This is a genomic window from Campylobacter sp. (assembly GCF_052170435.1).
GTDB lineage: Bacteria > Campylobacterota > Campylobacteria > Campylobacterales > Campylobacteraceae > Campylobacter_A.
The window spans coordinates 13,554-37,706 of the sequence record NZ_JBQNAN010000012.1 but is presented as its reverse complement, the minus strand read 5'-3'; the positions used below and the strand labels follow the sequence as shown (position 1 = coordinate 37,706).

At 45.2% G+C, this 24,153-nt stretch carries 29 protein-coding genes; 1 reads left to right on the top strand and 28 read right to left on the bottom strand.

Translation table 11 applies throughout. From position 1 onward, the window contains the following. Positions 1-95: 95 nt before the first annotated feature. The 27 genes from ACTTJF_RS06285 to ACTTJF_RS06155 form a co-directional block, all read right to left on the bottom strand. Positions 96-863 (bottom strand): tRNA 2-thiocytidine biosynthesis TtcA family protein, encoded by a 768-nt coding sequence (locus ACTTJF_RS06285; protein WP_442551232.1) that lies wholly within the window; start codon positions 861-863, stop codon positions 96-98. After that, positions 860-1,543 carry a 5'-methylthioadenosine/adenosylhomocysteine nucleosidase gene (locus ACTTJF_RS06280; RefSeq protein WP_442551231.1) on the bottom strand — a complete coding sequence of 228 codons (684 nt, stop codon included), beginning with the start codon at positions 1,541-1,543 and terminating at the stop codon, positions 860-862. Before ACTTJF_RS06280 ends, ACTTJF_RS06285 begins: the two co-directional genes overlap by 4 nt. Next, positions 1,540-2,460 (bottom strand): ACP S-malonyltransferase, encoded by a 921-nt coding sequence (gene fabD / locus ACTTJF_RS06275; protein WP_442551230.1) that lies wholly within the window; start codon positions 2,458-2,460, stop codon positions 1,540-1,542. The genes ACTTJF_RS06280 and fabD overlap by 4 nt, the downstream gene beginning before the upstream one ends. A gap of 10 nt (positions 2,461-2,470) precedes the next feature. Further along, on the bottom strand, positions 2,471-3,082 hold the full coding sequence (locus tag ACTTJF_RS06270; protein ID WP_442551229.1) for an FKBP-type peptidyl-prolyl cis-trans isomerase: 612 nt from the start codon (positions 3,080-3,082) through the stop codon (positions 2,471-2,473). Between the two features lie 59 nt (positions 3,083-3,141). Further along, positions 3,142-4,038 (bottom strand): tetratricopeptide repeat protein, encoded by an 897-nt coding sequence (locus tag ACTTJF_RS06265; protein ID WP_442551228.1) that lies wholly within the window; start codon positions 4,036-4,038, stop codon positions 3,142-3,144. 8 nt (positions 4,039-4,046) lie between these two features. Then, complete coding sequence (locus ACTTJF_RS06260) at positions 4,047-4,565, bottom strand: OmpA family protein (protein ID WP_442551227.1); 519 nt, start codon at positions 4,563-4,565, stop codon at positions 4,047-4,049. A gap of 53 nt (positions 4,566-4,618) precedes the next feature. Further along, positions 4,619-5,893: a Tol-Pal system protein TolB gene (tolB, locus tag ACTTJF_RS06255; RefSeq protein ID WP_442551226.1), complete on the bottom strand. Its 1,275-nt coding sequence runs from the start codon at positions 5,891-5,893 to the stop codon at positions 4,619-4,621. A gap of 21 nt (positions 5,894-5,914) precedes the next feature. Beyond that, the gene (locus ACTTJF_RS06250; protein ID WP_442551225.1) at positions 5,915-6,745 is read right to left on the bottom strand and encodes a TonB C-terminal domain-containing protein; all 831 of its coding nucleotides are present in this window, start codon (positions 6,743-6,745) and stop codon (positions 5,915-5,917) included. Beyond that, entirely contained in the window at positions 6,738-7,130 is a 393-nt protein-coding gene (locus ACTTJF_RS06245) for a biopolymer transporter ExbD (protein WP_185897940.1), read from the bottom strand. Before ACTTJF_RS06245 ends, ACTTJF_RS06250 begins: the two co-directional genes overlap by 8 nt. Beyond that, on the bottom strand, positions 7,127-7,591 hold the full coding sequence (locus ACTTJF_RS06240; RefSeq protein ID WP_442551247.1) for a MotA/TolQ/ExbB proton channel family protein: 465 nt from the start codon (positions 7,589-7,591) through the stop codon (positions 7,127-7,129). Before ACTTJF_RS06240 ends, ACTTJF_RS06245 begins: the two co-directional genes overlap by 4 nt. A 116-nt stretch (positions 7,592-7,707) precedes the next feature. Continuing rightward, positions 7,708-8,097 carry an ATP synthase F1 subunit epsilon gene (atpC, locus tag ACTTJF_RS06235; RefSeq protein ID WP_002952434.1) on the bottom strand — a complete coding sequence of 130 codons (390 nt, stop codon included), beginning with the start codon at positions 8,095-8,097 and terminating at the stop codon, positions 7,708-7,710. A gap of 17 nt (positions 8,098-8,114) precedes the next feature. Next, positions 8,115-9,512 (bottom strand): F0F1 ATP synthase subunit beta, encoded by a 1,398-nt coding sequence (gene atpD, locus ACTTJF_RS06230; protein ID WP_002947477.1) that lies wholly within the window; start codon positions 9,510-9,512, stop codon positions 8,115-8,117. Between the two features lie 13 nt (positions 9,513-9,525). Further along, the gene (gene atpG, locus ACTTJF_RS06225) at positions 9,526-10,410 is read right to left on the bottom strand and encodes an ATP synthase F1 subunit gamma (protein WP_442551224.1); all 885 of its coding nucleotides are present in this window, start codon (positions 10,408-10,410) and stop codon (positions 9,526-9,528) included. A 9-nt stretch (positions 10,411-10,419) separates the two neighbouring features. Beyond that, positions 10,420-11,937 (bottom strand): F0F1 ATP synthase subunit alpha, encoded by a 1,518-nt coding sequence (gene atpA, locus ACTTJF_RS06220; RefSeq protein WP_002952438.1) that lies wholly within the window; start codon positions 11,935-11,937, stop codon positions 10,420-10,422. Between the two features lie 12 nt (positions 11,938-11,949). After that, positions 11,950-12,480, bottom strand: a complete 531-nt coding sequence (locus ACTTJF_RS06215) for a F0F1 ATP synthase subunit delta (RefSeq protein WP_442551223.1) — start codon at positions 12,478-12,480, stop codon at positions 11,950-11,952. After that, complete coding sequence (locus tag ACTTJF_RS06210) at positions 12,480-12,977, bottom strand: F0F1 ATP synthase subunit B (RefSeq protein WP_297941738.1); 498 nt, start codon at positions 12,975-12,977, stop codon at positions 12,480-12,482. The genes ACTTJF_RS06215 and ACTTJF_RS06210 overlap by 1 nt, the downstream gene beginning before the upstream one ends. A 1-nt stretch (position 12,978) precedes the next feature. Further along, positions 12,979-13,401, bottom strand: a complete 423-nt coding sequence (locus tag ACTTJF_RS06205) for a F0F1 ATP synthase subunit B family protein (protein WP_002952442.1) — start codon at positions 13,399-13,401, stop codon at positions 12,979-12,981. Between the two features lie 98 nt (positions 13,402-13,499). After that, positions 13,500-14,351, bottom strand: a complete 852-nt coding sequence (locus ACTTJF_RS06200; RefSeq protein WP_442551222.1) for a ParB/RepB/Spo0J family partition protein — start codon at positions 14,349-14,351, stop codon at positions 13,500-13,502. A gap of 3 nt (positions 14,352-14,354) precedes the next feature. Continuing rightward, positions 14,355-15,137: a ParA family protein gene (locus tag ACTTJF_RS06195; protein WP_122863273.1), complete on the bottom strand. Its 783-nt coding sequence runs from the start codon at positions 15,135-15,137 to the stop codon at positions 14,355-14,357. A gap of 159 nt (positions 15,138-15,296) precedes the next feature. Next, a complete protein-coding gene (locus ACTTJF_RS06190) occupies positions 15,297-15,932 on the bottom strand; it encodes a biotin--[acetyl-CoA-carboxylase] ligase (protein ID WP_442551221.1) in 636 nt (211 codons plus the stop codon). A 91-nt stretch (positions 15,933-16,023) separates the two neighbouring features. Further along, complete coding sequence (gene fmt, locus ACTTJF_RS06185; RefSeq protein ID WP_442551220.1) at positions 16,024-16,959, bottom strand: methionyl-tRNA formyltransferase; 936 nt, start codon at positions 16,957-16,959, stop codon at positions 16,024-16,026. Between the two features lie 3 nt (positions 16,960-16,962). Further along, positions 16,963-18,018, bottom strand: coding sequence for a GTPase ObgE (obgE, locus tag ACTTJF_RS06180; protein ID WP_442551219.1), 1,056 nt, complete (start codon positions 18,016-18,018; stop codon positions 16,963-16,965). Positions 18,019-18,280: 262 nt separating this feature from the next. Further along, complete coding sequence (rpmA, locus tag ACTTJF_RS06175; RefSeq protein WP_002943616.1) at positions 18,281-18,538, bottom strand: 50S ribosomal protein L27; 258 nt, start codon at positions 18,536-18,538, stop codon at positions 18,281-18,283. Between the two features lie 11 nt (positions 18,539-18,549). Next, positions 18,550-18,864 (bottom strand): 50S ribosomal protein L21, encoded by a 315-nt coding sequence (gene rplU, locus ACTTJF_RS06170; protein WP_002947447.1) that lies wholly within the window; start codon positions 18,862-18,864, stop codon positions 18,550-18,552. A 100-nt stretch (positions 18,865-18,964) separates the two neighbouring features. Then, on the bottom strand, positions 18,965-19,630 hold the full coding sequence (locus tag ACTTJF_RS06165) for a hypothetical protein (protein ID WP_442551218.1): 666 nt from the start codon (positions 19,628-19,630) through the stop codon (positions 18,965-18,967). Positions 19,631-19,909: 279 nt separating this feature from the next. Then, on the bottom strand, positions 19,910-20,281 hold the full coding sequence (locus ACTTJF_RS06160; protein WP_442551217.1) for a hypothetical protein: 372 nt from the start codon (positions 20,279-20,281) through the stop codon (positions 19,910-19,912). Between the two features lie 111 nt (positions 20,282-20,392). Further along, a complete protein-coding gene (locus ACTTJF_RS06155; protein ID WP_442551216.1) occupies positions 20,393-20,521 on the bottom strand; it encodes a hypothetical protein in 129 nt (42 codons plus the stop codon). A gap of 89 nt (positions 20,522-20,610) precedes the next feature. Here ACTTJF_RS06155 and flhB point away from each other — a divergent pair, with 89 nt between their 5' ends. Then, on the top strand, positions 20,611-21,687 hold the full coding sequence (flhB, locus tag ACTTJF_RS06150) for a flagellar biosynthesis protein FlhB (RefSeq protein ID WP_442551215.1): 1,077 nt from the start codon (positions 20,611-20,613) through the stop codon (positions 21,685-21,687). A gap of 758 nt (positions 21,688-22,445) precedes the next feature. Here flhB and ACTTJF_RS06145 read toward each other — a convergent pair. Beyond that, positions 22,446-24,125, bottom strand: coding sequence for an anaerobic C4-dicarboxylate transporter (locus tag ACTTJF_RS06145; RefSeq protein WP_442551214.1), 1,680 nt, complete (start codon positions 24,123-24,125; stop codon positions 22,446-22,448). Positions 24,126-24,153 lie beyond the last annotated feature (28 nt).

The window sequence follows — 24,153 nt, the reverse complement described above, 5'->3', positions numbered from 1 at the left end:
CCTCTTATGCGCAGGAGGAGCAAGGAGATAGCCGACCGGCAAAAGTCAAATTTGACCGAAAAGGCGGTCAAATTTAAACTAAATTTGACGAGTGCTCACTCCTCGTCGGTCAAATTTTGCGCCTGAGCGGCGAAAAACGTATCGCTGTGGATGTTTTCAAAAGCAGCCTTTAGCGAGACGAAAAGCTTTGGATTTTGCTTTTCTAAATTTGCCAAAAGCTCCTTGGTTTCGGCTCTGGCGTGAGGCATCTTGATATCAAATCGCATCGCCGGACACGCCTCGTCGCCGATAACCGTAAGCCCGTTTCGCACGGCATTTTCGCGTAGCTGCCTTTCGCGCACGAATATAAACGGCCTGATAACCTCGATACCGTTTGCCGCAACGTATTTTGGGGCAAGCGTTCGTAGCGCACCGTTATAAGTAAAATTCATAAAAAAGCTCTCGACCGCGTCGTCGAGGTGGTGGGCGATGGCGAGCTTGTTAAAGCCGTACTCAAGCGCGTAGGTGTAGAGATAGCCGCGCCTCATGCGCGAGAAAAAGCTACAAAAGCTGGAGTTTTTGCGGATCTTGTCCTTGGATATCTCGAATATCGAGCTGTCGATCACGTCGTGCTCGATGCCGTGCTCGGCGCAGTGGCGCGTGAGGTATGCGTAATCCTCGCCCATGCCGTAGCTTAGCGTCACGGCCTTAAACTCAAATTTTTCTGGCGTGACGTTTTGCATGTGTTTTAGCACGTGCGCGAGCGCGAGGCTGTCCTTGCCGCCGCTAAGACCGAGCAAAATTTTATCCCCGCCGCGCACCATGCGATATCTGGCGTTGGTCTGCCCAACCTGGCGCAGCAGCCGCTTGCTAAGCTCTATCATAGCCGCTCGATCATCGCGAGCATGAACTGCGCGCTCACGTTTGCCGAGTCTTGTAAAAATTTATCGAAGTCAAACTCCGCACTGCCGCCTGCCTCGTCGCTGATGGCGCGAAGCACGAAAAACGGCACGCCAAGACTCTCGCAAACTAGCGCCACGCTGGCGCCCTCCATCTCGGCCGCATCGGCTTTGAAGGTCGCTTTTAGCCACTCTTTTTTCGCGTTGTCGCAGATAAACTGATCGCCAGTTGCGATGATGCCGCCTTTTAGCGTGATGCCTTTTTCAGCCGCGACGCTAGAGGCTAACGCATTTAGAGCGTCGTCGCTTTTGATAAATATGCTGGTCTCAGGCACGTAGCCGTGCGGGTGTCCAAACGCCGTGATATCGACATCGTGCTGCACGAGGCTAGTCGCGTAAAGCATATCGCCGATTTTTAAATTTAGATTTAGCGCGCCTGCGACGCCGGTAAAAAGTAGCTTGTCGGCGCCGAATTTCTCGATCATCGCGCTTGCGGTTAGAGCGGCGTTTACCTTGCCGATCTTAGAGTAGGCGATCACGAGTTCCTTGCCGCCGAAATTTGCGAGGTAAAATACGTTATTTGCGTGCTTAACCTCTTTGTAATCCTTGATGCGCTCGAGCAGAGGAGCGACCTCCTCGCGCATCGCGCCCAAGATCGCTATCATTTAAGCTCCTTTAAAAGCTCTTCAAGACTGCCAAGATCGGTGACGCTAAAGGTCGGCTTCTCGGTGATTTTTTTGTTGATGCCTTTTAGCACGCTACCGCCGAACTCCACGAATATATCGACCTCGTTTTCGATGCTTTTGATGCTTTGTTTGTATAAAACAGGGCTAACTAGCTGGGCTTTTAACAAATTTAGCGCTTCGTCTTTCGTGCCGTAAGGCTTCGCCGACGCGTTTGAAACGACCGGGTCAAATTTAGCGGCCAACGCTGGCTCTAGCTGCGCCGTTAGCTTCTCGCTAGCGCTCTTTAAAAGCGGGCAGTGGCTGATGACGGACATATTTAGAGGCAGTACGCGCTTAGCGCCCGCTTCTTTAAACGCTGACTCAAATTTGGCGATATCCTCTTTTAGTCCCGCGATCACGATCTGACCGTCGCAGTTGTAATTCGCGGCGTAAATTTGATGGCCGTCCGCCTGAGCGTTTTTGCAAATTTGCTCTACCGTCTCGTCGCTAAGACCCAAAATAACGCTCATCGTCACGTCTTTGTCCGCGCAGTCCTCTTGCATAAATTTACCGCGTAAATTTACGATCCTAAGCGCACCCGCAAAATCAAACGCGCCGCTAACCGCAAGCGCGCTAAACTCGCCCAAAGAGTGGCCAAGCGCAAATTTAGGCTTTAAATTTACGCTTTGCTTTAGCGCGAGATAGCACATAAGCGAGTTTAAAACGATGGCCGGCTGGGTAAATTCGCTCCTGTTTATAAGGTCGTTTTCGTTGAAAAGTAGATTTGAAAAGTCGATTTTTAGGCTATCGCTTGCATTTTGTAAAAGCTCGGCAGCCGGGCGGAAATTTTCGTAAATTTCCTTACCCATGCCGATGCTTTGCGAGCCTTGTCCCGGGAATATAAACGCCGCTCTCATCTAGGTCCTCTTAGTGGCAGCCGCATCCGCCGTCATCGTGGTGATGACCTTGCCCGCCGCAGCAACCGCCCTCTTTGTGCTCATGATGGCCGTGGCCGCCGCAGCAACCGCCCTCGCCGTGATGATGGTCGTGATCGTGTCCGCCGCATCCGCATGTATGAGCGCCGGCTACCATGCCCGTAGCTATCTCATCCGGCATAGCGTCGCGTTTGTCGAAAATTTGAACCTTAAACTCCAAATCTTTGCCTGCATAAGGGTGATTAAAATCAACCGTTACGTCGTCCTCGCCGATAGATTTTACTATCACGCGTACGCTCTCGCCGTGCTCGCCTTGACCGAAAAGCTCCATGCCCTCTTTTAGCTCGATGCCAGCAAATTGCTCTTTAGGTAGCATCTGAACGGCGCTAGAGTCGTACTCGCCGCAAGCCTGCGCAGCCGGAATAACGATAACCTTCGTTTCGCCTTTTTCTAGTTTAGCGACCTCTTCTTCTAGTTTCTCGATGATATGTCCGCGGCCCGTTAAAAAGGAAATCTCCTGCCCTACTTGCATATTGGACTCTAAAATTTCGCCCGTTTTTGCGTCTTTTAGCTCATAAAACATAGCTATAACTTGTTCTTTCACGTTTTTCTCCTATTTATGAAAATAACGTGATTATATCGTTAAATTTATTAAATATAGTTTTAGTTTCGAGTAGGTGCGGCTTTGGCTTCTTTGCTGTCTGGATAGCCTAGTTTTAGTGCTTTGTAAAATTTATTCGCACTCGCCGTGTCTTTTATCTTATCAAAGCTGATGGCGGTGTGATAAAGAAGCTTTGGGGTATAGTCGGCCTTGTCGTACAGCTGGATGCTCTGCTGATAGTATTTTATAGCGTTGTTGTAAGCTTTTTGCTGATACGCTATCTCGCCGAGATAAAAATTTGCCATAGCAGGCTTATGATCTTTACTTAAAAGATACTCGTATCTAGCCTTTGCATCGTCGAGCTTGCCTGCGTCAAATAGCTTTTTAGCTTCGCTTGCCACATCTTGATTTTTTTGTTTAGTAAAATCAGTCTTTGGAGTTTGCGGCTCAGCGGCCGGGCTACTGCTAGCTACCGGCTTGTCTTCATCGTTTTTTTTTGTGGTAGCGGGCGCAGCGTTGCTCTTATCTATCAAGGCGCCCATATCCTTAAGGGCTTTGGTGATTTTAGCGTTGTTGGCCTCTTGTATTTTTCGGCTTTCTTCTACGTATTTTTTAAGCTCGTCGAAATCGCTTTTTGCGGTAGAATTTCCGTCGTTTCCTTCAAGATCGTTTAGTCTTTTTTCTATCCTAGACATTCTCGAGTTTAGTCCGTCTAGCACGCTTTGCAAGCCTTCTAGGCGCTCTTGCATGGCATTTAAATTTGACTCGACGTCACCCATATTTCTACTTAGATTTTCTACGTTTTGTTTGTTTTTTAGAAATGTTTTTTCATTATCAGTTAAACCGTAGGGACTAGAGCTATCTAAATTTCCAGCATCAAATACCGAAATTTCATTGGAAGCGGAATAAGAGAGAGTGGCTCCTATAAAAAGAGCCACGAAAGTTTTTAAATTCGTCATAAATTTAATTATGGAAGAACTTTAAATTCAGCACGTCTGTTTTGAGCGTCGCAAGCTTTTGTTTTGTCTGTGCAAACAGGATTGCTTTCGCCGTAGCTTACAACCGTGATTCTGTCAGCTGCAACGCCTTGTTTTACAAGAGCGTCTTTAGCAGCTTTTGCTCTTTTTAGACCAAGTGCATAGTTGTACTCATCTGTACCCCACTCGTCGCAGTTGCCCTCTACTTTTACAGAAAGAGCTTGAGCTTCTGATTGATTAAATAGACCTGCGTTTGTGTTGATAGCAGACTGCATGTCGCCTTTGATGTTAAATTTGTCAAAGTCGAAGTATACAGTTTGAACTTGACCTTCGATGCTTGAGATTAATTGTTGCAATCTCTCGCTATCGCTCATCATGTTATCGCTTGAGCTCATACCACCCATATTTTGATTGGCGTCAGCGCTCATATCAACTTCAGGGTTTTTAGAGCTACAACCGCTCAACAATAAAGCCGCAATAGCAGCAGAAGTTAAAACTACTTTTTTCATTTTCATCCTTTTATAGAAATTTAACGTGATTATATCATAAAATTTACTAAATATTACCAATCAATAGACTGAATTTTACCAATTTTTAACGGAAATTGGAAACTTTTGTTCTCGTTTACGCGAATTATACCAAGTGAACTCTGTCCTCCAAGCTCTTTTATAAACACTACGCTTTGCCCGTCGCTAGAAAATCTAGGGTATAAATTTTTACCGCTTGCGGTTAGTTGCCTAATGTAGTCAGTCTGCGTAGATATCATATAAATGTTAAAATCTCTTGTTCCAAAGCTACTCTTACCGTCTTCTCTACTAGAGTACACTATATAGTTCTGATAGGTGCTGACGGAGTTGTTGTTTTTGCCGTGATAGACCAACTGCTCAAAACCGCTTCCATCTACATTTTGCGCGAAAACATTAGGATAGCCAAGTCTATCGGAAACAAAAACTACGCGTCTGTCGCCGTCAACGAAGTTGCCGTTGACGTCTATACCGCTATAGTTGGTTACCTGAGATAGTCTTTTTGAATTTAGATCGTATATATAGATATCAGGCTGATCTTGCGGAGCCATAGTTAGCAAAATTTTATCTCCGTTTTGGCTAACGTCGGAGGCTATAAGCATACCGCCCTTACTATCTAAAATTTTAGTTTTTTGGCCGCTCGCAACATCGTATCTATAAAGAACTAAGTTTCTACCGCTGTAATCAGAGTAGTAAAACGCGCTCTGATCAGCTCCTACCCATTTAGGAAATATATTCAAACCGCCGCGAACAAGTACTTTTTGGTAGGTCAAAGTGTAGTCGGCTATAACGATCTCGCTTTGCTTTGAACCGGTTCCTTTGGCAAAGATAATAAATTTCTCCATCCAGTTTACAGGCGGCATTTTTAGCTCGTTAATGAGCTCAACTATCGCTTTGTGTGCGATAAATGGATACTTTGCCCCGTCGTTCATATTGTAAATTTTCTCGTACTGAGTGGTTGCCGTTTTTGCATTAATTAGCTTAACCCTGAGGGTTAGAGGCGAGTTTGCAGAGCCCTCAAGTGCGTATCTAAATATAAGCTGTGCGCCCTTTTCGCTCATCACGTTCGTATTTGAATCGCCTTCATAGCTACTGGCGATATATTCGTCCACAACCTCAAAATCAGAGCTAACCTTCAAGTCGCCTAACATGATTTTATGAAATTTGCTTTTAAAAGCCTGATCGCCGACGGCTGTTGTAGCGTCTTGAAGCACGATTTTTGGTAGGGCTAAGCCTTTGTTAACGATAGATATTGTTGCATCAGTAGCAAACAAACCTATAACGAAACTAAGCAATATGATGATTTTTTTCATACACTTTCCTTCTTAAATTTTTTATTGTATTTCTAATTTATCCACTAGATCAAACTTATGGGAAAATATCCCCTCATTTGGAATAGGAAATTTTTCAAATGTCATATCCTGTAAAAAATTTCTTACCTTATCATTAAACTCACTATTGCCAGATAAGCTTTTTATATCATAGCTGAAATTTCCATTTTGGTCTATAGAAATCAAAACAACAGCCTTATCATTTGAACCAGCCTTATATTGATTCCACTTACTAGCCAAAATTCTAGTTATTTGCCCAATATACTCATTGTATTCGCCAGTCATTTGCGACTTTGGAGTTTTAGCAACCTGATCTAAGGTAAGCGCATTTATCACGTCGCTAGCCTTTTTTTGCTGGCTTGTTATCTGGACTTTTTCAGGTTTTTTGCGACTTTGCTCTTTTGGCTGTTCTTTTTTCTTAGCAACCTTGTCCTCTTTTAGCTTAGAGGTATCGATACTGCCGAATAGATCCTTTAAATTTGGCTCTTCAACCTTCTTTTCTTCAGGTTCTGGCGGTGCGGGATCTGGCTCGGGCGGCTTGTTTGTGGTGTCCGGTTTAGGCTCTTCTTTTTTAACCTCTTCCTCTTTTTTTACAGGTTGAGATTTTTCTTCTTTTACGACCTCTTTTTTAGGCTCGGGTGCTTTTACGGTGATGTCAGGCTCGCGCTCAACTATCATGATATCCATAAAAGCATCTTTTGTATCGGTGTATTTTTTGGGCTCTTCTTTAAAGTAAGTAAGCTTAATAAAAATACCGCTTATGATACAAAGGTAAAGAAAAGCCGATAGTAGGAAATAGCCGGAAGTGTTAAATTTGAGATCAAATTTATCCATTAGTCTGGAGCGCTACCTTTGTAAAGCCTGCGTTTTTTACGCTCTTTAGAACAAACATCACATCGTCGTATATTAGGCTTTTGTCGGCCTTAATATAAACGGGCGAGTTTTTATCGTATTTCGCGCCGATAAGCACGATGTTGTCAGGAAGCTCACGTAGATCCATAGTGCTTTGATCGATCCTAACCTTTTTTGCAGCATCCACTATGACGGTCAAGTCTTTCCTTTGAGCCGAGGATGTTTTGGTTTTTGAGCCGTCCGGTAGCAAAATTTGCTCCTCGTAAACGATAGTAGGCGTCGTAACCATAAGAATCGCTAGCAAAACAAGCATGATATCCACGAGCGGAGTTATATTTAGCTCCGGAGTTTCATCGAGATTTATCATTGATCTTCTTTAAGCGTTACGAGGATATCGACTTCGCGCCTGATGACGCCCATGAGTTCATAAGCTTTTCGTTTGATAAGCAAGCTAAACGTATAAGCTGGAATCGCTACGAATATACCTGCTCCCGTAGCCACAAGAGCCTCGCTGATAGCTGGAGCGATAACACCTAGCGACGCATTTCCTCCGCCTTGACCGAGCTGAGAAAATGTCTCCAAGATGGAAACAACCGTACCAAAAAGTCCAATAAAAGGCGAAGTGGAAGCGATAATGCTAAGCCAAGTAATGCCGCTAGTGGCATTCCTCTCTGAAATACTAACGGCAACTGAAAGCTTTTCTTTAGATACGGAGCCGCTTACGAATCTTTTTAAAACGGAGTCGTTTAGAGTATGTTTAGAGCCGCCCATTAATAGCGACTCAAGCGCATTTTGCTCTTTTTTTTGCCAAGAGCTAAGCCCTGCCATACGAGATAAAAGTATGGTAAGGCTTATTATGAAATAAAAAGAGAGCCAACTAAGTACAAATATGGTAATAAAACTACTTCTTGATAAGTAGTTCAAAAAAATATCAAGCCCAGCCACTATCTTGTCCGAGCCATACTATCTAGTTTTGCTACGGCAGCTGCCATAGCGTTGTTCTCGCTGCTCATGCTAGCGATCAAATCCTTTGCTTTTTGCAATGAATTTGCTATCTCACTCTCGGAATTTCCAGACACATGAACGGCACCGTCGGCAAGGATCGTAGCCTTACCTTCGTTTATCTCGGCATATCCCCAGTTGATCGCGACGGCATCATGACTTTTATCTTCGCTCTCGATATCTATAACGCCGGCTTTTAAAAGCGAGATAAGCGAGGCGTGTCCGGGTAAAACCCCGAACTCGCCTTCGCTACCCGGCAAAACTACGCTTTTAATATCGTTTGAAAACACTAAACCCTCAGGCGTAACGATTTCTAAATGTAATTTATTCATTACTTTTTCCTTTAAATTTAGGCTTTAAGTTTTTCAGCTTTTGCTATCGCCTCGTCGATGTTTCCTACCATATAAAATGCGTTTTCCGGCAAATCATCATATTTGCCTTCCAAAATTCCCTTAAAGCCAGCGATATTTTCCTCAAGACTGACGTATTTACCAGGGCTTCCCGTAAATACCTCGGCAACAAAGAACGGCTGAGATAAAAATCTCTCAATCTTTCTAGCGCGGTCAACAGTAACTTTATCTTCTTCGCTAAGCTCGTCCATACCAAGGATCGCGATAATGTCTTGAAGGTCTTTATATTTTTGTAAAACCGCCTGTACGCCGCGAGCTACCTTATAGTGCTCGCCGCCTAAAATTTGAGGATCGAGCATTCTTGATGTCGAATCAAGCGGGTCAACCGCGGGATAAATTCCTTTTTCTGCAATAGCTCTGTTTAGAACGGTAGTCGCGTCAAGGTGCGCAAAAACGGTCGCAGGAGCCGGGTCGGTAAGGTCGTCCGCAGGAACGTAAACAGCCTGAACCGATGTGATTGAGCCTTTTTTAGTTGACGTAATTCTCTCTTGAAATTTACCCATTTCGCTCGCCAAAGTCGGCTGATAACCAACGGCAGACGGGATACGTCCAAGAAGTGCTGACATCTCTGCGCCAGACTGAGAGAAACGGAAGATGTTATCAATAAACATCAAAACGTCAAGTCCCATCTCGTCGCGGAAATACTCAGCCATTGTTAGACCAGTTAGAGCAATACGGTTTCTTGCTCCCGGCGGCTCGTTCATCTGGCCGTAGCACAAGGCGACTTTATCCAAAACGTTACTTTCTTTCATCTCGTGATAAAGGTCGTTTCCTTCGCGCGTTCGCTCGCCGACGCCAGCAAATACGGAGTAACCGCTGTGTTTAAATGCGACGTTGTGGATAAGCTCCATGATAATAACCGTCTTACCGACGCCGGCACCGCCGAATAGTCCGACTTTACCACCCTTTGCGTAAGGAGCCAAAAGATCAACTACTTTGATGCCTGTTTCAAAAATTTCACTCTTCGTACTTTGCTCTTCAAACGGTGGAGGATCGCGGTGGATAGACCATTTTTTGTCAAATTCTACACCCTCGCCCTCGTCAATTAGATCGCCGACAACGTTAAAAATTCTTCCCAAAACTTTTTCGCCGACCGGGACACTAATAGGTGCACCAAGGGCCGTAGCCTCAAGGCCTCTAGTTAAGCCTTCACTCATGTCCATAGCGATAGTTCTTACGCGGTTATCGCCAAGGTGCGCGGCAACCTCTAGCACAAGTCTATTTTGCTTGCCCTCAACCTCGAAATTTACTTCGACGGCTTCGTTGATCTTGGGTAAGTAATCCGTGAAATCGACGTCGACTACCGGACCCATTACCTGAGAAATGATACCTTTCATCCATACTCCTTAATTATTTCATTGATTCGACGCCACTGATGATCTCGATAAGCTCAGTGGTGATAGACTCTTGGCGAGCCTTGTTATACGATAGTTTTAGCTGCGCGACGCGCTCTTTAGCGTTGTTGGTCGCATTATCCATCGCCTGCATTCTAGCGCTGTGCTCAGCCGCAAGGCTATCTACTAAAGCATAATACATACTATACTCGAAATACTTCGTAAGTAGTTCGTTTAAAATTTTACCGTCGTCGCTCGGCTCAAATTCCATCAAAGAATTCGTCTCGACTTCGACGAGTTTCGGCGGCTCGACCGGCACGATGTCGTTTATGCGAATTTGCTGAGAGATCATGTTATTGTAGCCGTTATGCACCAAAATAACCTTATCCGTTGTGCCGCTTATAAAGTCGTCTATCGCGTCTTTTATGATGTTTTGAGCTTTCTCATAGGTTGGGGACGAACTCACGCCGATGTATTTTTCAAGCAAATTTATACCCTGGAAGCTAAAAAATTCTATACCTTTTTTACCTACCGCGCGAAGTCTTATCTTTACTTTTTTTGCCTTAAATTCGTTAATCATATTTCTAACGGTTTTAATAGTCTGAATATTAAAACCGCCGCAAAGCCCCTTGTCTGCGGTAACAAATATAATATCGACCTTCTCGATATTCTCCTTAACGTCGAAAAATTTACTCTCGGCGTTTACGGAGCGATATTGATTGATCTTATAGGCGATTTCAGATAAAACTTCGTTGATCTTGAGCGCATAAACCCTAGAGTGACGAGCTGCCTCTTCGGCCTTGCGAAGTTTAGCCGTAGATACCAGCTTCATCGCGCGCGTCGTCTTTTGGGTATTTTGGACGCTCTTGATCTTTCGTTTTATATCTTTTAAATTTGACATATTCTAGCCTTAGTTAGCGGCAAACGTCGCTTTAAAGTCTTTTAGCGCCTTATGCAAAAGCTCCTCGATCTCTTTGTCAAGTGCTTTTTTGGTTCGAATTTGCTCGAAAATTTCAGGATACTTCGCCTCGATATAAGGATAAAGCTCAGCTTCAAATTTTGTAACGGCTACGGTCGGAATATCGTCTAGATAGCCTTTCGTACCGGCAAAGATGATAACGACTTGTTTCTCAACGGCAAGCGGGCTGTAAGGAGGCTGTTTTAATACCTCGACCATCCTTTGACCGCGCTCAAGCTGTTTTCTAGAGCTTTCGTCAAGGTCGCTCGCAAACTGTGCAAACGCTTGAAGCTCGCGGTATTGCGCAAGGTCAAGTCTTAATGTTCCCGAAACTTGCTTGGTTGCTTTTATCTGAGCTGCACCACCGACGCGAGAAACCGAAAGACCGACGTTGATCGCAGGGCGGATACCTGAGTTAAATAGATCGGATTCAAGGAAAATTTGACCGTCGGTGATAGAAATAACGTTCGTCGGAATATACGCCGAAACGTCGCCAGCTTGAGTCTCGATAATAGGAAGAGCCGTTAGAGATCCTGCGCCTAGTTTATCGTTTAGCTTAGATGCGCGCTCTAGCAAGCGAGAGTGTAGATAAAAAACGTCGCCAGGATAAGCTTCGCGGCCCGGCGGTCTGCGAAGAATCAAGCTCATTTCGCGGTATGCGACGGCGTGTTTTGAAAGATCGTCATAGATGATTAGGGCGTGGCGAGAGTTATCTCTAAAGTATTCGCCCATTGTTACGCCCGCATAAGGAGCTAGGTATTGAAGCGCAGCAGCGTCGGAAGCGCCGGCATTTACCACGATAGTGTACTCCATAGCACCGTACTCTTCGAGTTTTTTAACGACTTGAGCGACAGTTGATTGTTTTTGTCCGATCGCTACGTAGATACAAATAACGTCTTGACCTTTTTGGTTGATGATGGTATCTATCGCGACGGTAGTTTTACCAGTTTGGCGGTCGCCGATGATGAGCTCGCGTTGTCCGCGGCCGATCGGCACTAGCGCATCGATAGCTTTGATACCTGTTTGAAGCGGCTCGTGAACACTCTTTCTAGCCATGATTCCTTTTGCTTTTTCCTCGACGAATCTAGTCTCACTAGCTTCGATCGGGCCTTTGGCGTCTATCGGCTCGCCGAGCGAGTTTACGACGCGACCTATTAGCGCATCGCCCACAGGAACGCGTAAAAGCTTAGCTAGGCGTTTTACGCTCGAACCCTCTTTGATACCGTCCGTTTTACCCAAGATAACGATACCGACGCTGCTTTCCTCTAGGTTTAGAGCCATGCCTTTTTCGCCGTTCTCAAACTCGACCATCTCGCCGGCCATAACGTTTTTTAGGCCGTAAACGTTAGCAACGCCGTCGGCTACGGATATAACCTTGCCCGTCTCGTTTACATCGACGTTAAGGCTGAAATTTTCAATCCTTTCCTTGATGATGGCGCTGATTTCATCTGCTTTTATTTTTGCACTCACGCTTTTTCTCCTTTATATTGCTTTTAATATGTATTCGCTCATTTGGGCTTTTAGCCTATCTACCGAAAAGCTAGCCTCCACGCCCAAATCGTCTAGTTTGATCTTGATACCGTTGTAGTCGCTTTTTACCGGCTCTAAAATGATTTTTGCGTTAAATCTCTTAGAAAAGCTGCTTTCAAGCTCTGAAATTTGAGCCTGGCTGATCTGCGAGCCGCCGTAAATTTTGCCGTAAAAAACATTATCCATTTTTGACTTTTGCGCTAAAAGCTCCGAAACGATATTAGGCAAAATATCAAGTCTTTTATTTTCGCCGAGCAGTTTTATGAAATTTACAAATTTCTGATCCGCCTCACCGACTAAAGACAGGACGAAATCCGCTTTTTGGCTGTTTTTTAAATTTGGCGAAACGATGATATTTTGAAATTTTTCATTTGCAAATGCGTTTGCGATCTCTTGTAGCTTAGCGGTAAAGTTATTAAACTCATCTTTGCTAAGGTCGCTAACTAGGGCTTTTACGTATTTTTTTGCGATAAGTTCTTTCATTAGCCGACCCTTTTAAGCATGATATTGATAAGCTCGCTTTGATCCATTTTCACGCTGTCGCTTGCAAAAATTTCATTTAAAATTTCGCCCACGACGGACTTAACCATGCGTCTTTTTTCAAATTCTTTTTGGTCTTGGAAGCTTTTTTCTAAATTTGCGACCTCTTGTCTGGTTTCTTCTTTGATACGCTCAGATATCAAAACAGCCTCTTTTCTAGCCGTTTCTACTAGACTGGCTGCATTTGCTTTAGCCTCTTCTACGCGCCTTAGAGCGTCGTCTTTTTTGGCTTTTGAGTCTTTTAGTTTTTGCTCGATATTATCAAGTCTTGCCGCGATACCGGCGATTCTTCCCTTGTAGGCGTTCTTGATAGGGTTTGCTATGAAATAATACAAAATCGCAGCAAAAACGATAAAGTTTATCGTCCTAGGTACGATGTCGTATCCGCCGTCCGCCATCAAAACAAAAGGACATAATAAAAGTAAAATTTTGCTTTTCATATTAAATCCTTGCGAGTTTTGCTTTTAAAGCAGCTTGAAGTTCAGGCAATTTTTGCTGCAAATCAGCTCTAAAATCGCTCTTCTGAGAGTTTAAATTTTGGATAAATGCGTCATAATCGGCCTCCAAAACTCCGCGCTTTTCGCTGACTATCTTAGCGGCCGCATCTTTTGCGGCATTGATAGCTTCCTGCTTGATCTTGCCAGCTTCGTTTCTTGCAGCAGCTATGAGCTGTTCTATCTGCGCTTCGTACACGCCAAGATCGCTCGTATTTTTGCTAGCGCTCTCTTCGTCGTTTTTTATCGCATCGTTTCTAGCGTCTATAAATTTAAGTAGAGGCTTGTAAAGGATGGAATTTAAAACGGCGATAAGCCCTAGAAAAATAACTGCCGTTAGGACGACTAGCGGCAAATTAATTTCCAACATCAAATCTCCTTAAAGTTTAATATTTTCTTAAGCATAATAAAACCGTGCTTATTTTACAAAAAAAAAGGATAAAACAAGCTAAATTTAAAGAAATATTTTTATTTTATCTTGTTTATTAGCCTATCGATATCTGCTATGTCATCAAATTCGATAGTGATTTTTTTGCCTTTTATCTTAACCGGCATGTCAAATTTAGAAAGAATCTCTTTTAAATTTGTTAGTCTTTCTAGATATCTTTCGTCTAACTTAAGTGCTGCTTTAGGCGGTAATTTATTTTTTAGATTTTTGACCAAATTTTCCGTCTCGCGCACACTAAGGCGCTGCCCGATGATAGTATCGACCGCCGTTTTTTCATCGTTTGGCTCAAGACCCACGATGACTTTGGCGTGCCCTTGCGTTAGTTTGCCCTCTTTTATGTACTCCTGCGTCACGGCGCTAAGGCTCAAAAGCCGCATGGTATTTGTTATCTGAACCCTGCTTTTATGGATGATGTTTGCTAGCCCGTCCTGCGTGATTTTGTATTCGTCTATAAGCTCTTTGTAGGAATTGGCAAGCTCGATCGGATTTAGGTCTTCTCTTTGGATATTTTCTATGAGTGCTAGTTCGCGAAGGCTTTGACTCTCGATGTCAGCGACTATAGCCTTTATCTTGCTTTCGCCAAGCAGTTTAGTCGCGCGAAATCTCCTCTCGCCCGCGATTAGCATATATCCGCCGTCTTTTTCTATGACGATGATCGGCTGGATGAGTCCGTGTCTTTTGATACTTTCGCTAAGCTCCCTTAGCGCAGTCTCGTCGAAATTTTTACGCGGCTGATATGGATTTTCGACGATCAGGTCTAGATCGATATCCTTTACTATATCGCTGTTGCCCTCGTTTAGCTCGGCCTTGTATGCAAGCTCGACGTCTTCTAGTATGGCGCCCAGTCCGCGCCCCAAACTTCTCTTCGCCATCTTTTAGCCTAAAATCGAATACGCTAAATTTTGATATGCTTGCGAGCCGGGCGATTTTATGTCATATAGTATCACAGGCTTTCCAAAGCTTGGGCTTTCGGCGAGTTTTACGTTTCTCGGCACTATGACGAAGTCGCCGTCGCCGTCCTTGGTTTTAAACAGCTTATTTTCAAAATGCTGCTTTAAATTTGCCACGGTTTCCTTGGCTAGGTTATTTTGTGAGCTGTACATAGTCGGCAAAAAGCCCTTGATATTTAGCTTTGGGTTTATGGTTTTTTTGATGATTTTGACCGTATTTAAAATTTGTGCAAGCCCCTCTAATGCGTAAAATTCACACTGGATCGGGATTATCACGCTATCGCTAGCACTTAGGGCGTTTACGGTGATACTGCCTAGCGCCGGAGGACTATCGATGATGATAAAATCATACTGCCCCTCGACCTCTTCGATCTTGCTTTTTAGTATCTTTTGGCAGTCTTTGCTCTGCTCGCTTAGTTCTTGCTCTATACCCACGAGACCGATGTTTGAAGGCGCTAGAAAAAGCGTCGGTATCTCGGTTTTTAGCACTATTTGAGAGAGTTTTTTACGACCGGTGAGGACGTGATAGATGTTGTACTCGTAGTCGTTTCTGCTAAAGCCCATTCCTGTCGTCGCATTTGCTTGCGGATCGATGTCGATGAGTAGGACTTTTTTTTCGGCTACCGCTAGCGATGCGGCCAAATTTACCGCCGTGGTAGTCTTTCCGACGCCACCTTTCTGGTTTGCGATAGTTATAATTTCACACATGAGAATTTTCCAAATTTTTGTTTTTTAACTGATTAATTCTACAGAAAACTTACTTTGTCCAAGTTTAGTTTCGGCTTTAAAATTTCTGAAAGAATTTCGCGGCTCGTCCCCACCGATATTTCATAAAAATATTAAATTTTACGTTAAATTTAAGCAAATTTATCTGAGCGAAAAAACTCTTCGTCCGCCTATGTCCAAAGAGCCGTCAGATAGGAGTTTTGCGTCTTTGAGCGCCACTTCTTCGCCCTCAAAGTGCGTGATAAATTCTCTTGATTTTTCAAATTCGCTCTCAAATTTTTTAAAAATTTCCGCCCAAGACGGAGCCGTTTGCAGCCTCTTGCAAAACTCTCCGACCGCAACGCTAGGACTCACGTCTATATCTAAAATTCCGGCATTTTCGGGCGCGTTTTTTAGATTTATACCCATGCCGCAAACGTAAATTTCGCCGACTCTCGTCGTCAAGGTTCCGCCGATTTTTTTATCGCCGACGTAAAAGTCGTTCGGCCATTTTAGCCAGACTTTCGAGCCGCGAGCCGCGAGCACTTCGCGCATTATCACCGAAAAGTAAATCGACGCCGACTCGCCTTTTAGATCGCCGGGTAGCGCCGTCTCGCTCATGCAAAATGAAAAAAATAGATTGCCCTCCAGCCCGCTCCACGTATTGTTTCTGCTGCCGATACCCTGCGTCTGCTCCTTTGCCACTAGCGCAAAAGGAGGCTGTATTTCGCCGTTTCGTAGCCCCTCGACTAAAACTTTTTGCGTAGAGGGGACGCTATCTGCGAACTCTATTCTCAAATTTTATTCCTTTTAAATTTGCTGATTAATTTTACGCTGCGAGCGCATTCGTATCGTTAAATTTACAAGGCAAGCTTCGCTCGGCTCAAATTTACGACACTATATCGCCGACGCCAAGGCGCTTGCCGTTTAGATACGCACTAGCGTCCACGGGCTTTTTGCCGGGCTCTTGCACCTTTATGATCTTAACCGCGCTCTCGCCGCAAGAAACGCAAAAGCCGAGCTTATCAACGTGCAGAATTTCGCCCGCGCGTTCAAATTTATACCCACGGGATTCGTGCAAAAGCTCTAGTTCCAAAATTTTAAGTCCGCTAGCTAGATAGATCCCCGGCCAGGGCGTTAGCGCGCGGAATTTATTATAAATTTGCCGTGCGCTTTCCTCAAAGCCAAAAAGCCCGTCAGCTTTGCTTATTTTTTTGCAGTGCGTAGCCTGCGCGCCCTCTTGCTTAAGCGGCGTCAAATTTGTAAAATTTCGCAGCACTCGCACTATCAGCTCACCCGCTAGATCACCCAGTTCGTCAAACAGCTGTGCCGCCGTTTTATCCTCGCAAGGCGTGTAGGCAAAATCAAGCATATCACCAGTGTCAAGCCCAGCGTCCATGAGCATCGCCGTCACACCCGTCTGCTTCTCGCCAGCCAAAATCGCGCTTTGGATCGGACTTGCGCCGCGGTATTTGGGCAGGATCGAAGCGTGTAGGTTTATGCAAGGCGCGATATCAAGTACGGCCTGCGGCAAAATTTTACCGTATGCGGCAACCACGATAAAATCAGGCTTTAGCTCTTTTATCTGTGCCGCGACCGCTTCGTCTTTGAGTGTCGCAGGCTGAAAAATCGGCACTGCGGGCAGGTGCTGCTGCGCGTAAGTTTTCACCTCGCTCGGAGTTAAAATTTGTTTCCTGCCGACGGGTTTATCAGGCTGCGTAAATACGGCCGCAATCTCAAATTTCGCTTCCGCAAGCGCGCGCAAAATTTTAGCCGCGTATTCGGGCGTACCCATAAAAACTATGTTAGATTTGTTTTTACTCATAGCTTAGAGCTCCTTTTTCAATAGCTCAAGCAAGTTAAATTTTAGCTCGTTTATATTTTGTCCCGTCGCCGAGGAGATCGGCGTTACAAAAAACGGCTTGGCGGCGTCAAGCTCATAAATATCTTGTTTAAATTTCATCTCACCCGCCGTGCCCGAAAGCCCCAAATGCGACAAAAACGCGTCAAATTTTTCCTGCAAATTTTCGGCCGCGTCCGCGCGAGTTAGAGCGATCGCGTAGTCTCTTTTTGCAAGCTCTCCGGAAAATTTCGCCGTCTCGGCCCTCAGCGCGTCAAACTGCTCCTCAAGGCTGCGGTAGTTCGCAAGATCGAGCATAAAAAGCAAAATTTTCGTGCGTTCGACATGCTTTAAAAACTGCACGCCAAGCCCGCGCCCTTCGCTTGCGCCCTCGATGATACCCGGGATATCGGCCATGACAAAGCCGCTGTATTCGTCTACCTCGACGAGGCCGAGCTTTGGCGTGAGCGTGGTAAACTCGTAGTTTGCGATCTGCGGTTTGGCGTTTGAGACGGTCGAGATCAGCGTGCTTTTGCCCACGTTTGGAAAGCCTACGAGCCCAACGTCGGCGATGAGTTTTAGCTCCAATCTGACCTCGCGCGTCTCGCCCTCTAGGCCTTTTTGCGCGTATTCTGGAGCTTGGTTGATCGAGCTTTTAAAGTGCACGTTGCCAAGCCCGCCTTTGCCGCCTTTTAAAAACAGCTCGCGCTGCCCCTCGCTAGTTAAGTCGCAGAGCAACTCGCCCGTCTGGGCATCTAGCACCGCGGTGCCGGGAGGCACGATGAGCTCGAGGTGCTCGCCTCTTTTGCCGTGCATTCTGCGTCCCGTGCCCGCCTCGCCGTTTTGCGCGCGCATGGCTTTTTTGCCTTTATACGCCGCTAGAGTGTGAGTGTTGTTGTCGGCGACGAAATACACGTCGCCGCCGTCGCCACCGTCGCCACCGTCCGGTCCGCCTAAAATCACGTGTTTTTCGCGGCGAAAGCTCACTGAGCCAGCTCCGCCGTGACCCGAGCTTAGAGTTAAATTTACGCTATCTATAAACATTTTTTGCCTTAGTTTTTAAATTTTATTCTATTATTTTTAGTTCGTTATTTTGCGAAATTTTCGGATTATATCGGTTTATTGATTAAAATTTGATTTGCCGAAAAGTTCAAACGATTTGCCAAGCGCCGTTATTTATGCAAATAACGCAAGACAAATTTTAGTAATTTGTCAAATTTTAAAATTTAACTGACAACGCGAAGATTATTTTTTATTATAGAATTTTGGATATTTTTAAAAGAAAAAGGGGCTTTCGCCCCAAGGATTACGCAGCAGGATAAACTGAAACTTTTTTTCTATTTTTATCTAGTCTTTCGAATTTAACGAAACCGTCGATTAGCGCGAAAATCGTGTGATCTTTGCCTAGGCCGACGTTGCTGCCCGCGTGAGTAGCGGTACCGCGCTGGCGGATGATGATGTTGCCCGCGCGAACGAATTCGCCGCCGAATTTTTTAACGCCTAAGCGTCGTCCGATGGAATCTCGGTTATTCTGGGTTGAGCCTTGACCTTTTTTGTGTGCCATTTCTTATCTCCTTAAGCTGCGATACTTACGACTTTTACGCGCGTAAACTGTCTTCTAAAACCGCGTTTTAGTTTTGAGTCTTTGCGTCTGCGTTTTTTGTAAATAACGACTTTTTTATCCTTGCCCTCGTTTACGACTTCAAGAACGACTTTCGCACCCTTTACGAACGGCGCGCCTACCTTTACTTCACCGTCGTTTACGCACAAAACGTCCGTAATCTCGACTGATGATTTTGCTTCAGCACTGAAATGGTCAAGCTTAAGATATTCGCCTTCGCTGACGCGATACTGCTTGCCGCCGTGCTTAAATATAGCGTATTTTGACATACTCTACCTTTCTAAATTTGGTAAGACCAAAAAGCGCTTTTGGATTTCAAAAGACTTGGGGAGCTTTGTTGGTTGTAAGAGACGGATGATACCCAAAAATTTATAAATTTTGGTTTAATGTCCTAGCTTTTAAAATTTCATCCGCCAAATTTTCAACCATCGTATCGTGACCTAATAAGCGTATTTGATCGCTCGGCGAAGGCCCGTCAAAAGGCTGATGAAGCACGGTTTTAGCCGGCAAAGCGTTTAAAATTTGATTAAAAACTTCAAATTCTGGCGGAAAGCTAAAATATAATTTGGGTTGAGTCGGCTTGCCGCTCAAAAGCCTTTTTGCGTAATTTTCATTGAAATTTTTAGCTTTCGGCAAGCAAATGCGCTCAAAAATCTCAAAAGGCAAAAGATAATGCGCCAAAGCGTAAAGTCCGTGCGCAAAAAAGCTAATCCTCTTTTCAAATTGCGGCGCGGCGGTTCTGGTGACTTTTACGCAAAAATTACTCAAACTCTCGCTCATCGCGGCCGCGTCTTTTTCGTGTAGCGCTATGATAAATTTTACCGCTTCTCTTTCGTTTATCGGCTTTTTGGAGTCCGCAAATCTACGCGCTTTTTTGAGTGCGGGCTCAAGCGATTTTTTATCGTCCCATAGCAGCGCCGAAACCAGATCGCTCATCACGCACAAAAATCTATATCCGTTCGTACTAGGCGGCATAGAGTGCGTCATTACGTTTTTCGCGCCACTCATATCGCCGCACGCTAGTGCAAGAAACATATGTATCAGTCTCTCGCACTGATCGTATCCGCTCTCGCAGCCGGGCAGTAGCTCGTTTCTAGTATACTGAAAAACAAGGTCGTTTAAAGCCCCCTACGTCGCCGCTTTCTATACATTTTTCGAGCCAAATTTCATAAGGAATTTGCGGTATCGAAAAAGCCATCAGTTTTATCAACTCGCACAAAAAACTCGCGCTCGCTTAACTTTTTCTTTTTTAGTTTGGCCAAAACCTCGCCGCACTCGTCCAAAAGCAGTTCGGTTTCGCTTTTTTGCGGTTTTTCAGATCGTTAAAATTCGCGGGAATTCTCCTGCAAGGGCCGTGAAGATACTTTCATCTATATGCTTCCTGTTTTTATTTATTTTATCAAAAATTTCTTGCGCCTGCGGCAAATGCGAGCCGTATCTAGCTAGATATAGCCAGTCTAGCCCTTCGCAAGGCGTTTTAGCAAGCGCCTTACCGCCTTTAGTCACCCCGGCCGAATACTCCAAAACAAAAGGCAAAGCCGAGTGCGCCGCGTCCTCTTTATACAAAACCCCTGTCATCGCGTAAAATTTAGCGCGGTACTCTTTGCCAGAAAGTAAACTCGCCAAAAAGCCGTTCTCGCCGCCGTCTGCTAAAAACGCGATCGTTAGAGCCGCATTACCTTGCACGTCTAGGCTTTTAAATTTGACGGCGCCTTTTAGAGCAGGTATCGCGCGCGGCGTGCCTAGCTCGCGCAGGGCAACGGCAGCCCAAATAAGGTCAAATTTATCCTGCGAGCTTTACAAAACTTCTATCAAATTTGACTCGTCGTAGGGGATTTTACGGCTTTTAAAGTGATCCGCAGCAGCCTCATTACGCGCCCTCATCTGTCCAAACCACTCGCTTACGTGATCGTCAAGCTTTTGCATTTTCCTCCTTTAAATTTAGGCAATTGTAGCGTAAAATTTAACCTCGTTTTAGGTATAATCGCCCAAATTTAAGCAAATTCAGGATAGAGATGGCAGGCGAAGACCAAGAAAAAACCGAAGAACCCACCTCCAAAAAGATCGAAGACGCGCGCAAGGACGGCAACGTCCCCAAAAGCCAAGATTTAGCCGGCTTCGTCACGCTCGCGGTCGCGATCTTCGTCGTTGTGGCGCTTCTTGGCTTCATCGGCGATCAGTTTTTCACGCTGTATAACTACTATCAAAGCCTCATCGGGCAGGAATTTACGCGCAAGCTACTCTTTAGCGTCGCGATCACGACGATATTTCGCACGCTGCTCATCATCCTGCCTATCGCCGTTTGCATCGCGATCGCGGGCGTCGTCGCTAACCTCATGCAGTTTGGATTTATATTTACCACTAAGCCTTTGGAGCCAAATTTAAACAAAATCAACCCGCTAAAAGGGCTCAAAAATCTCTTTTCGCTCAAAAAGCTGATAGACGGCATCAAAATGGTGCTCAAGGTCACGGCGGTTTTTACGGTCGGGTTTTTGATGTTTTTTAGCTTCATCAAAGAGCTGCCCCACACGCTGTTTTTCTCGATGGCGGCGCAGCTGGCATGGCTAAAAGAAAAGATGCTGATTTTAGCCGCCGTGATGCTCATCGTGATGTTTATCATCGGGCTTCTTGACGTGCTGATCGTGCGTTTTCAGTATTTTCGCGACCTAAGAATGAGCAAGCAGGAGATCAAGGACGAGTACAAGCAGATGGAGGGCGACCCGCAGGTAAAAGGTCGCATCCGCCAGCTACAAATGCGAGCCACGCGCAACAGGATGATGCAAAATATCCCGCAAGCAGATGTCATCATCACCAACCCGACCCACTACGCCATCGCTCTTCGCTACGATAAAACAAAGGAAAAAGCGCCCGTGATCCTCGCTAAGGGCGTGGATTTTCTAGCGCTTCGCATCAAGCAAATCGGAGTGCAAAACAACGTCAAAATAGTAGAAAACCCGCCGCTAGCGCGCGAGCTATACAAGATGTGCGAGGTGAACGATATGATCCCGGCAGAACTCTTTCGCGCCGTCGCCGAGGTGCTAAGTTTCGTCTATATGAGCGACAAACAAAAATTCGGCGATAGGCTGAAGTGAAATTTAAATTTGCGTTTTTGGCTGTAAAATTTGAAGTTAAATTTGGGATCAAATTTGTGCCGCTCAAATTTGGATAAATTTTAGAATTTTACCTGCCGAGACCCGCATCTTTAAGGCGCTAAATTTGGTTTTATCAAATTTAGCATTGTAAATTAAGTTCTTTGAGTAAAAAACAACCATCTAAGGTTGTTTTTTACTTTGTTGTAAAGGGGGTGGGGGCTTGAATGGCGAAGTCGCTCCCCACCCCCCCCCCTTTTTTTTAATCCCCTCCCCCTACGACGCTTTTCTTCGTAGGGGCAACTTGTTGCCGTCTCGTAACGAGCAAAGCGGCCTCAAGCGAAGCGACGGTAGCGAACGCAGTGAAGCTAAACAAACGAGCTTTTTAATGAATCACTCTGTTTTTCTTTTCTTTGGGAGAGGAAGGGGTTCTACTTACGAAGCGTCGCCCCTTCCTCTCCCACACCCTCTCCAACCCCACTGCACGTGAGATGTTGATGCACTGCGTGCAGGTTTAAATTTGGCGCTATCGCGCCGCAAATTTTAAATTTGAGTTTTCAATATGCAGGTCTCGGCAAGTAAAATTTGTAAATTTGAAATTTGACTATAAAAAGTCAAGGCGAAGTATCGTGAGATGATTTTGAGAGTTGTGCAGAAATTTTAAGTCAAGGCTAGACAAGTAGTCTGCCGCAGACTTAAAATTTCAAATCTCTCTCAAAAGCGCTCGCGAGACAAGCCGAAGCAAGTCTCGCAAGGCAAGATTATTTAATAAATCCGTAAAGGTTAGCTAGCACCCAACCCACTGCGCACGAGCTAAACACGCCGATAAGGCCAGGGATGATGAAGCTGTGGTTGATGACGTATTTACCGATCTTTGTCGTACCTGAGCGGTCAAACTGGATAGCGGCAAGGTCGCTCGGATATGTAGGAAGGATGAAGTATCCGTAGCAAGCCGTAGCAAACGCGACGATGATGCCAGGATCCACGCCGATCTGAACAGCAAGCGGTACGAACGTCGCGGCGGCTGCTGCTTGAGAGTTTAGGAACTTAGAAATCAGCATACCTACGACGATATACATCCAAGGATAGGCCTTCATCACCTCTCCTAGAGAGCCTTTTAGCATCTCGATGTGCGAGTGGAACATAGTATCTGCCATCCAGCTGATGCCGTAGATCGCTACTAGCGCAACCATACCGCTGTGGAAGATCTCGTTTTGAGCGATCTTAGCAGCCTTGATACCTGAGTAGATCATCATGATGGACGCGGCTAAAAGCATGAAAATTTGGATCGTATCGACCATGCCTAGAGGGGCGGTCTTTTTCATAGTATCTTTTACTACGATGCTAGCGTTTGCGACGGTTTCGGTCTTACCCTCTTTGGTGATAACTACGTTGCCGTCTTGAAGTACGATGGTTTGAGTTACTTTTTTGTCTTTATCTAGGACTTCTACGTTCGTAAATTTAGTAGCGTCTTTTACTTTGTTGTCTTTTACGTTTGAGACGACTTTACTACTATCTACGGTAGAGACTACTTGACCGTCTTTTACGGTGATGTTTTTAACTACTTTTTTATCTACTACGATTTCGATAGATTTGCCAGGGACGTTGCTAGTCCAGCTAGGGCGGAGTTGTTTATAGTAGCCTAGAACCGCCACGATAGCGATGGTAGCTAGGAATATCCACATAACGTTCCACTGTTTAGCAGGGAGTTTTACGCCGATTAGAGAGTGAGATTCGTCTGAGCCGTAGATGTATTTTCTTTGCTCAGGGTCTTTGATCCTCTCTTGGAAGTCAGGGTCTTTATCTAGGTCTTTACCTCTAAAGATCGAGTAAGTACCGATGATAAGCATACCGATAAACGTAGACGGGATAGTGACTTTTAGTAGATCTACGTAGCTAGTAAAGCCGTCGATATGAACGGTACCGGTGCCTAGCAAAACGGCGACCATAGATACGCCAGCAACCGAAACCGGGCTAGCGATGATAGCTAGCTGAGACGAGATCGTGGTAGCGGCTAGCGGTCTTTCCGGACGGATGCCGCTTTTGATAGATACGTCGTAAATGATCGGAAGTAACGTATAAACCGTGTGTCCGGTGCCGCATAAAACCGTTAGCGTCCAGCCGCAAAGAGGGGCTAGGATACAGACGAATTTAGGATTTTTTCTTAGCGCTTTTTCCGCGATTTGAAGCATAACGTCAAGACCGCCCGCAGCTTGCAAAGTAGCGCTTGCTACGACGACGGCTAGGATCGTGAGGATAACGTCGATAGCGGGCTTGCCCGGCTTCATACCGAATGCAAATACCAAGATAACAAGGCCGATGCCGCCTAGTACGCCAAGCGCCATACCGCCTTTTTTAGCGCCGTAGAACAGACATCCGAGTACGACTATTAGTTGGAGAGTGAACTGCGTGCTTTCACTCAAACTGGTTAGGAATTCCATTTTTTCTCCTTTTAGGAAATTATGGCGC

What these genes read in the sequence shown, in the direction of transcription:
- ACTTJF_RS06285 (WP_442551232.1), bottom strand. Translation starts at nt 863, where the DNA reads ATGATAGAGCTTAGCAAGCGGCTGCTGCGCCAGGTTGGGCAGACCAAC.
- ACTTJF_RS06280 (WP_442551231.1), bottom strand. Translation starts at nt 1,543, where the DNA reads ATGATAGCGATCTTGGGCGCGATGCGCGAGGAGGTCGCTCCTCTGCTC.
- fabD (WP_442551230.1), bottom strand. Translation starts at nt 2,460, where the DNA reads ATGAGAGCGGCGTTTATATTCCCGGGACAAGGCTCGCAAAGCATCGGC.
- ACTTJF_RS06265 (WP_442551228.1), bottom strand. Translation starts at nt 4,038, where the DNA reads ATGACGAATTTAAAAACTTTCGTGGCTCTTTTTATAGGAGCCACTCTC.
- ACTTJF_RS06260 (WP_442551227.1), bottom strand. Translation starts at nt 4,565, where the DNA reads ATGAAAAAAGTAGTTTTAACTTCTGCTGCTATTGCGGCTTTATTGTTG.
- tolB (WP_442551226.1), bottom strand. Translation starts at nt 5,893, where the DNA reads ATGAAAAAAATCATCATATTGCTTAGTTTCGTTATAGGTTTGTTTGCT.
- ACTTJF_RS06250 (WP_442551225.1), bottom strand. Translation starts at nt 6,745, where the DNA reads ATGGATAAATTTGATCTCAAATTTAACACTTCCGGCTATTTCCTACTA.
- ACTTJF_RS06245 (WP_185897940.1), bottom strand. Translation starts at nt 7,130, where the DNA reads ATGATAAATCTCGATGAAACTCCGGAGCTAAATATAACTCCGCTCGTG.
- ACTTJF_RS06240 (WP_442551247.1), bottom strand. Translation starts at nt 7,591, where the DNA reads ATGGCAGGGCTTAGCTCTTGGCAAAAAAAAGAGCAAAATGCGCTTGAG.
- atpC (WP_002952434.1), bottom strand. Translation starts at nt 8,097, where the DNA reads ATGAATAAATTACATTTAGAAATCGTTACGCCTGAGGGTTTAGTGTTT.
- atpD (WP_002947477.1), bottom strand. Translation starts at nt 9,512, where the DNA reads ATGAAAGGTATCATTTCTCAGGTAATGGGTCCGGTAGTCGACGTCGAT.
- atpG (WP_442551224.1), bottom strand. Translation starts at nt 10,410, where the DNA reads ATGTCAAATTTAAAAGATATAAAACGAAAGATCAAGAGCGTCCAAAAT.
- ACTTJF_RS06215 (WP_442551223.1), bottom strand. Translation starts at nt 12,480, where the DNA reads ATGAAAGAACTTATCGCAAAAAAATACGTAAAAGCCCTAGTTAGCGAC.
- ACTTJF_RS06210 (WP_297941738.1), bottom strand. Translation starts at nt 12,977, where the DNA reads ATGAAAAGCAAAATTTTACTTTTATTATGTCCTTTTGTTTTGATGGCG.
- ACTTJF_RS06205 (WP_002952442.1), bottom strand. Translation starts at nt 13,401, where the DNA reads ATGTTGGAAATTAATTTGCCGCTAGTCGTCCTAACGGCAGTTATTTTT.
- ACTTJF_RS06200 (WP_442551222.1), bottom strand. Translation starts at nt 14,351, where the DNA reads ATGGCGAAGAGAAGTTTGGGGCGCGGACTGGGCGCCATACTAGAAGAC.
- ACTTJF_RS06195 (WP_122863273.1), bottom strand. Translation starts at nt 15,137, where the DNA reads ATGTGTGAAATTATAACTATCGCAAACCAGAAAGGTGGCGTCGGAAAG.
- fmt (WP_442551220.1), bottom strand. Translation starts at nt 16,959, where the DNA reads ATGAGTAAAAACAAATCTAACATAGTTTTTATGGGTACGCCCGAATAC.
- obgE (WP_442551219.1), bottom strand. Translation starts at nt 18,018, where the DNA reads ATGTTTATAGATAGCGTAAATTTAACTCTAAGCTCGGGTCACGGCGGA.
- rpmA (WP_002943616.1), bottom strand. Translation starts at nt 18,538, where the DNA reads ATGGCACACAAAAAAGGTCAAGGCTCAACCCAGAATAACCGAGATTCC.
- rplU (WP_002947447.1), bottom strand. Translation starts at nt 18,864, where the DNA reads ATGTCAAAATACGCTATATTTAAGCACGGCGGCAAGCAGTATCGCGTC.
- ACTTJF_RS06165 (WP_442551218.1), bottom strand. Translation starts at nt 19,630, where the DNA reads ATGTTTCTTGCACTAGCGTGCGGCGATATGAGTGGCGCGAAAAACGTA.
- ACTTJF_RS06155 (WP_442551216.1), bottom strand. Translation starts at nt 20,521, where the DNA reads ATGCAAAAGCTTGACGATCACGTAAGCGAGTGGTTTGGACAGATGAGG.
- flhB (WP_442551215.1), top strand. Translation starts at nt 20,611, where the DNA reads ATGGCAGGCGAAGACCAAGAAAAAACCGAAGAACCCACCTCCAAAAAG.
- ACTTJF_RS06145 (WP_442551214.1), bottom strand. Translation starts at nt 24,125, where the DNA reads ATGGAATTCCTAACCAGTTTGAGTGAAAGCACGCAGTTCACTCTCCAA.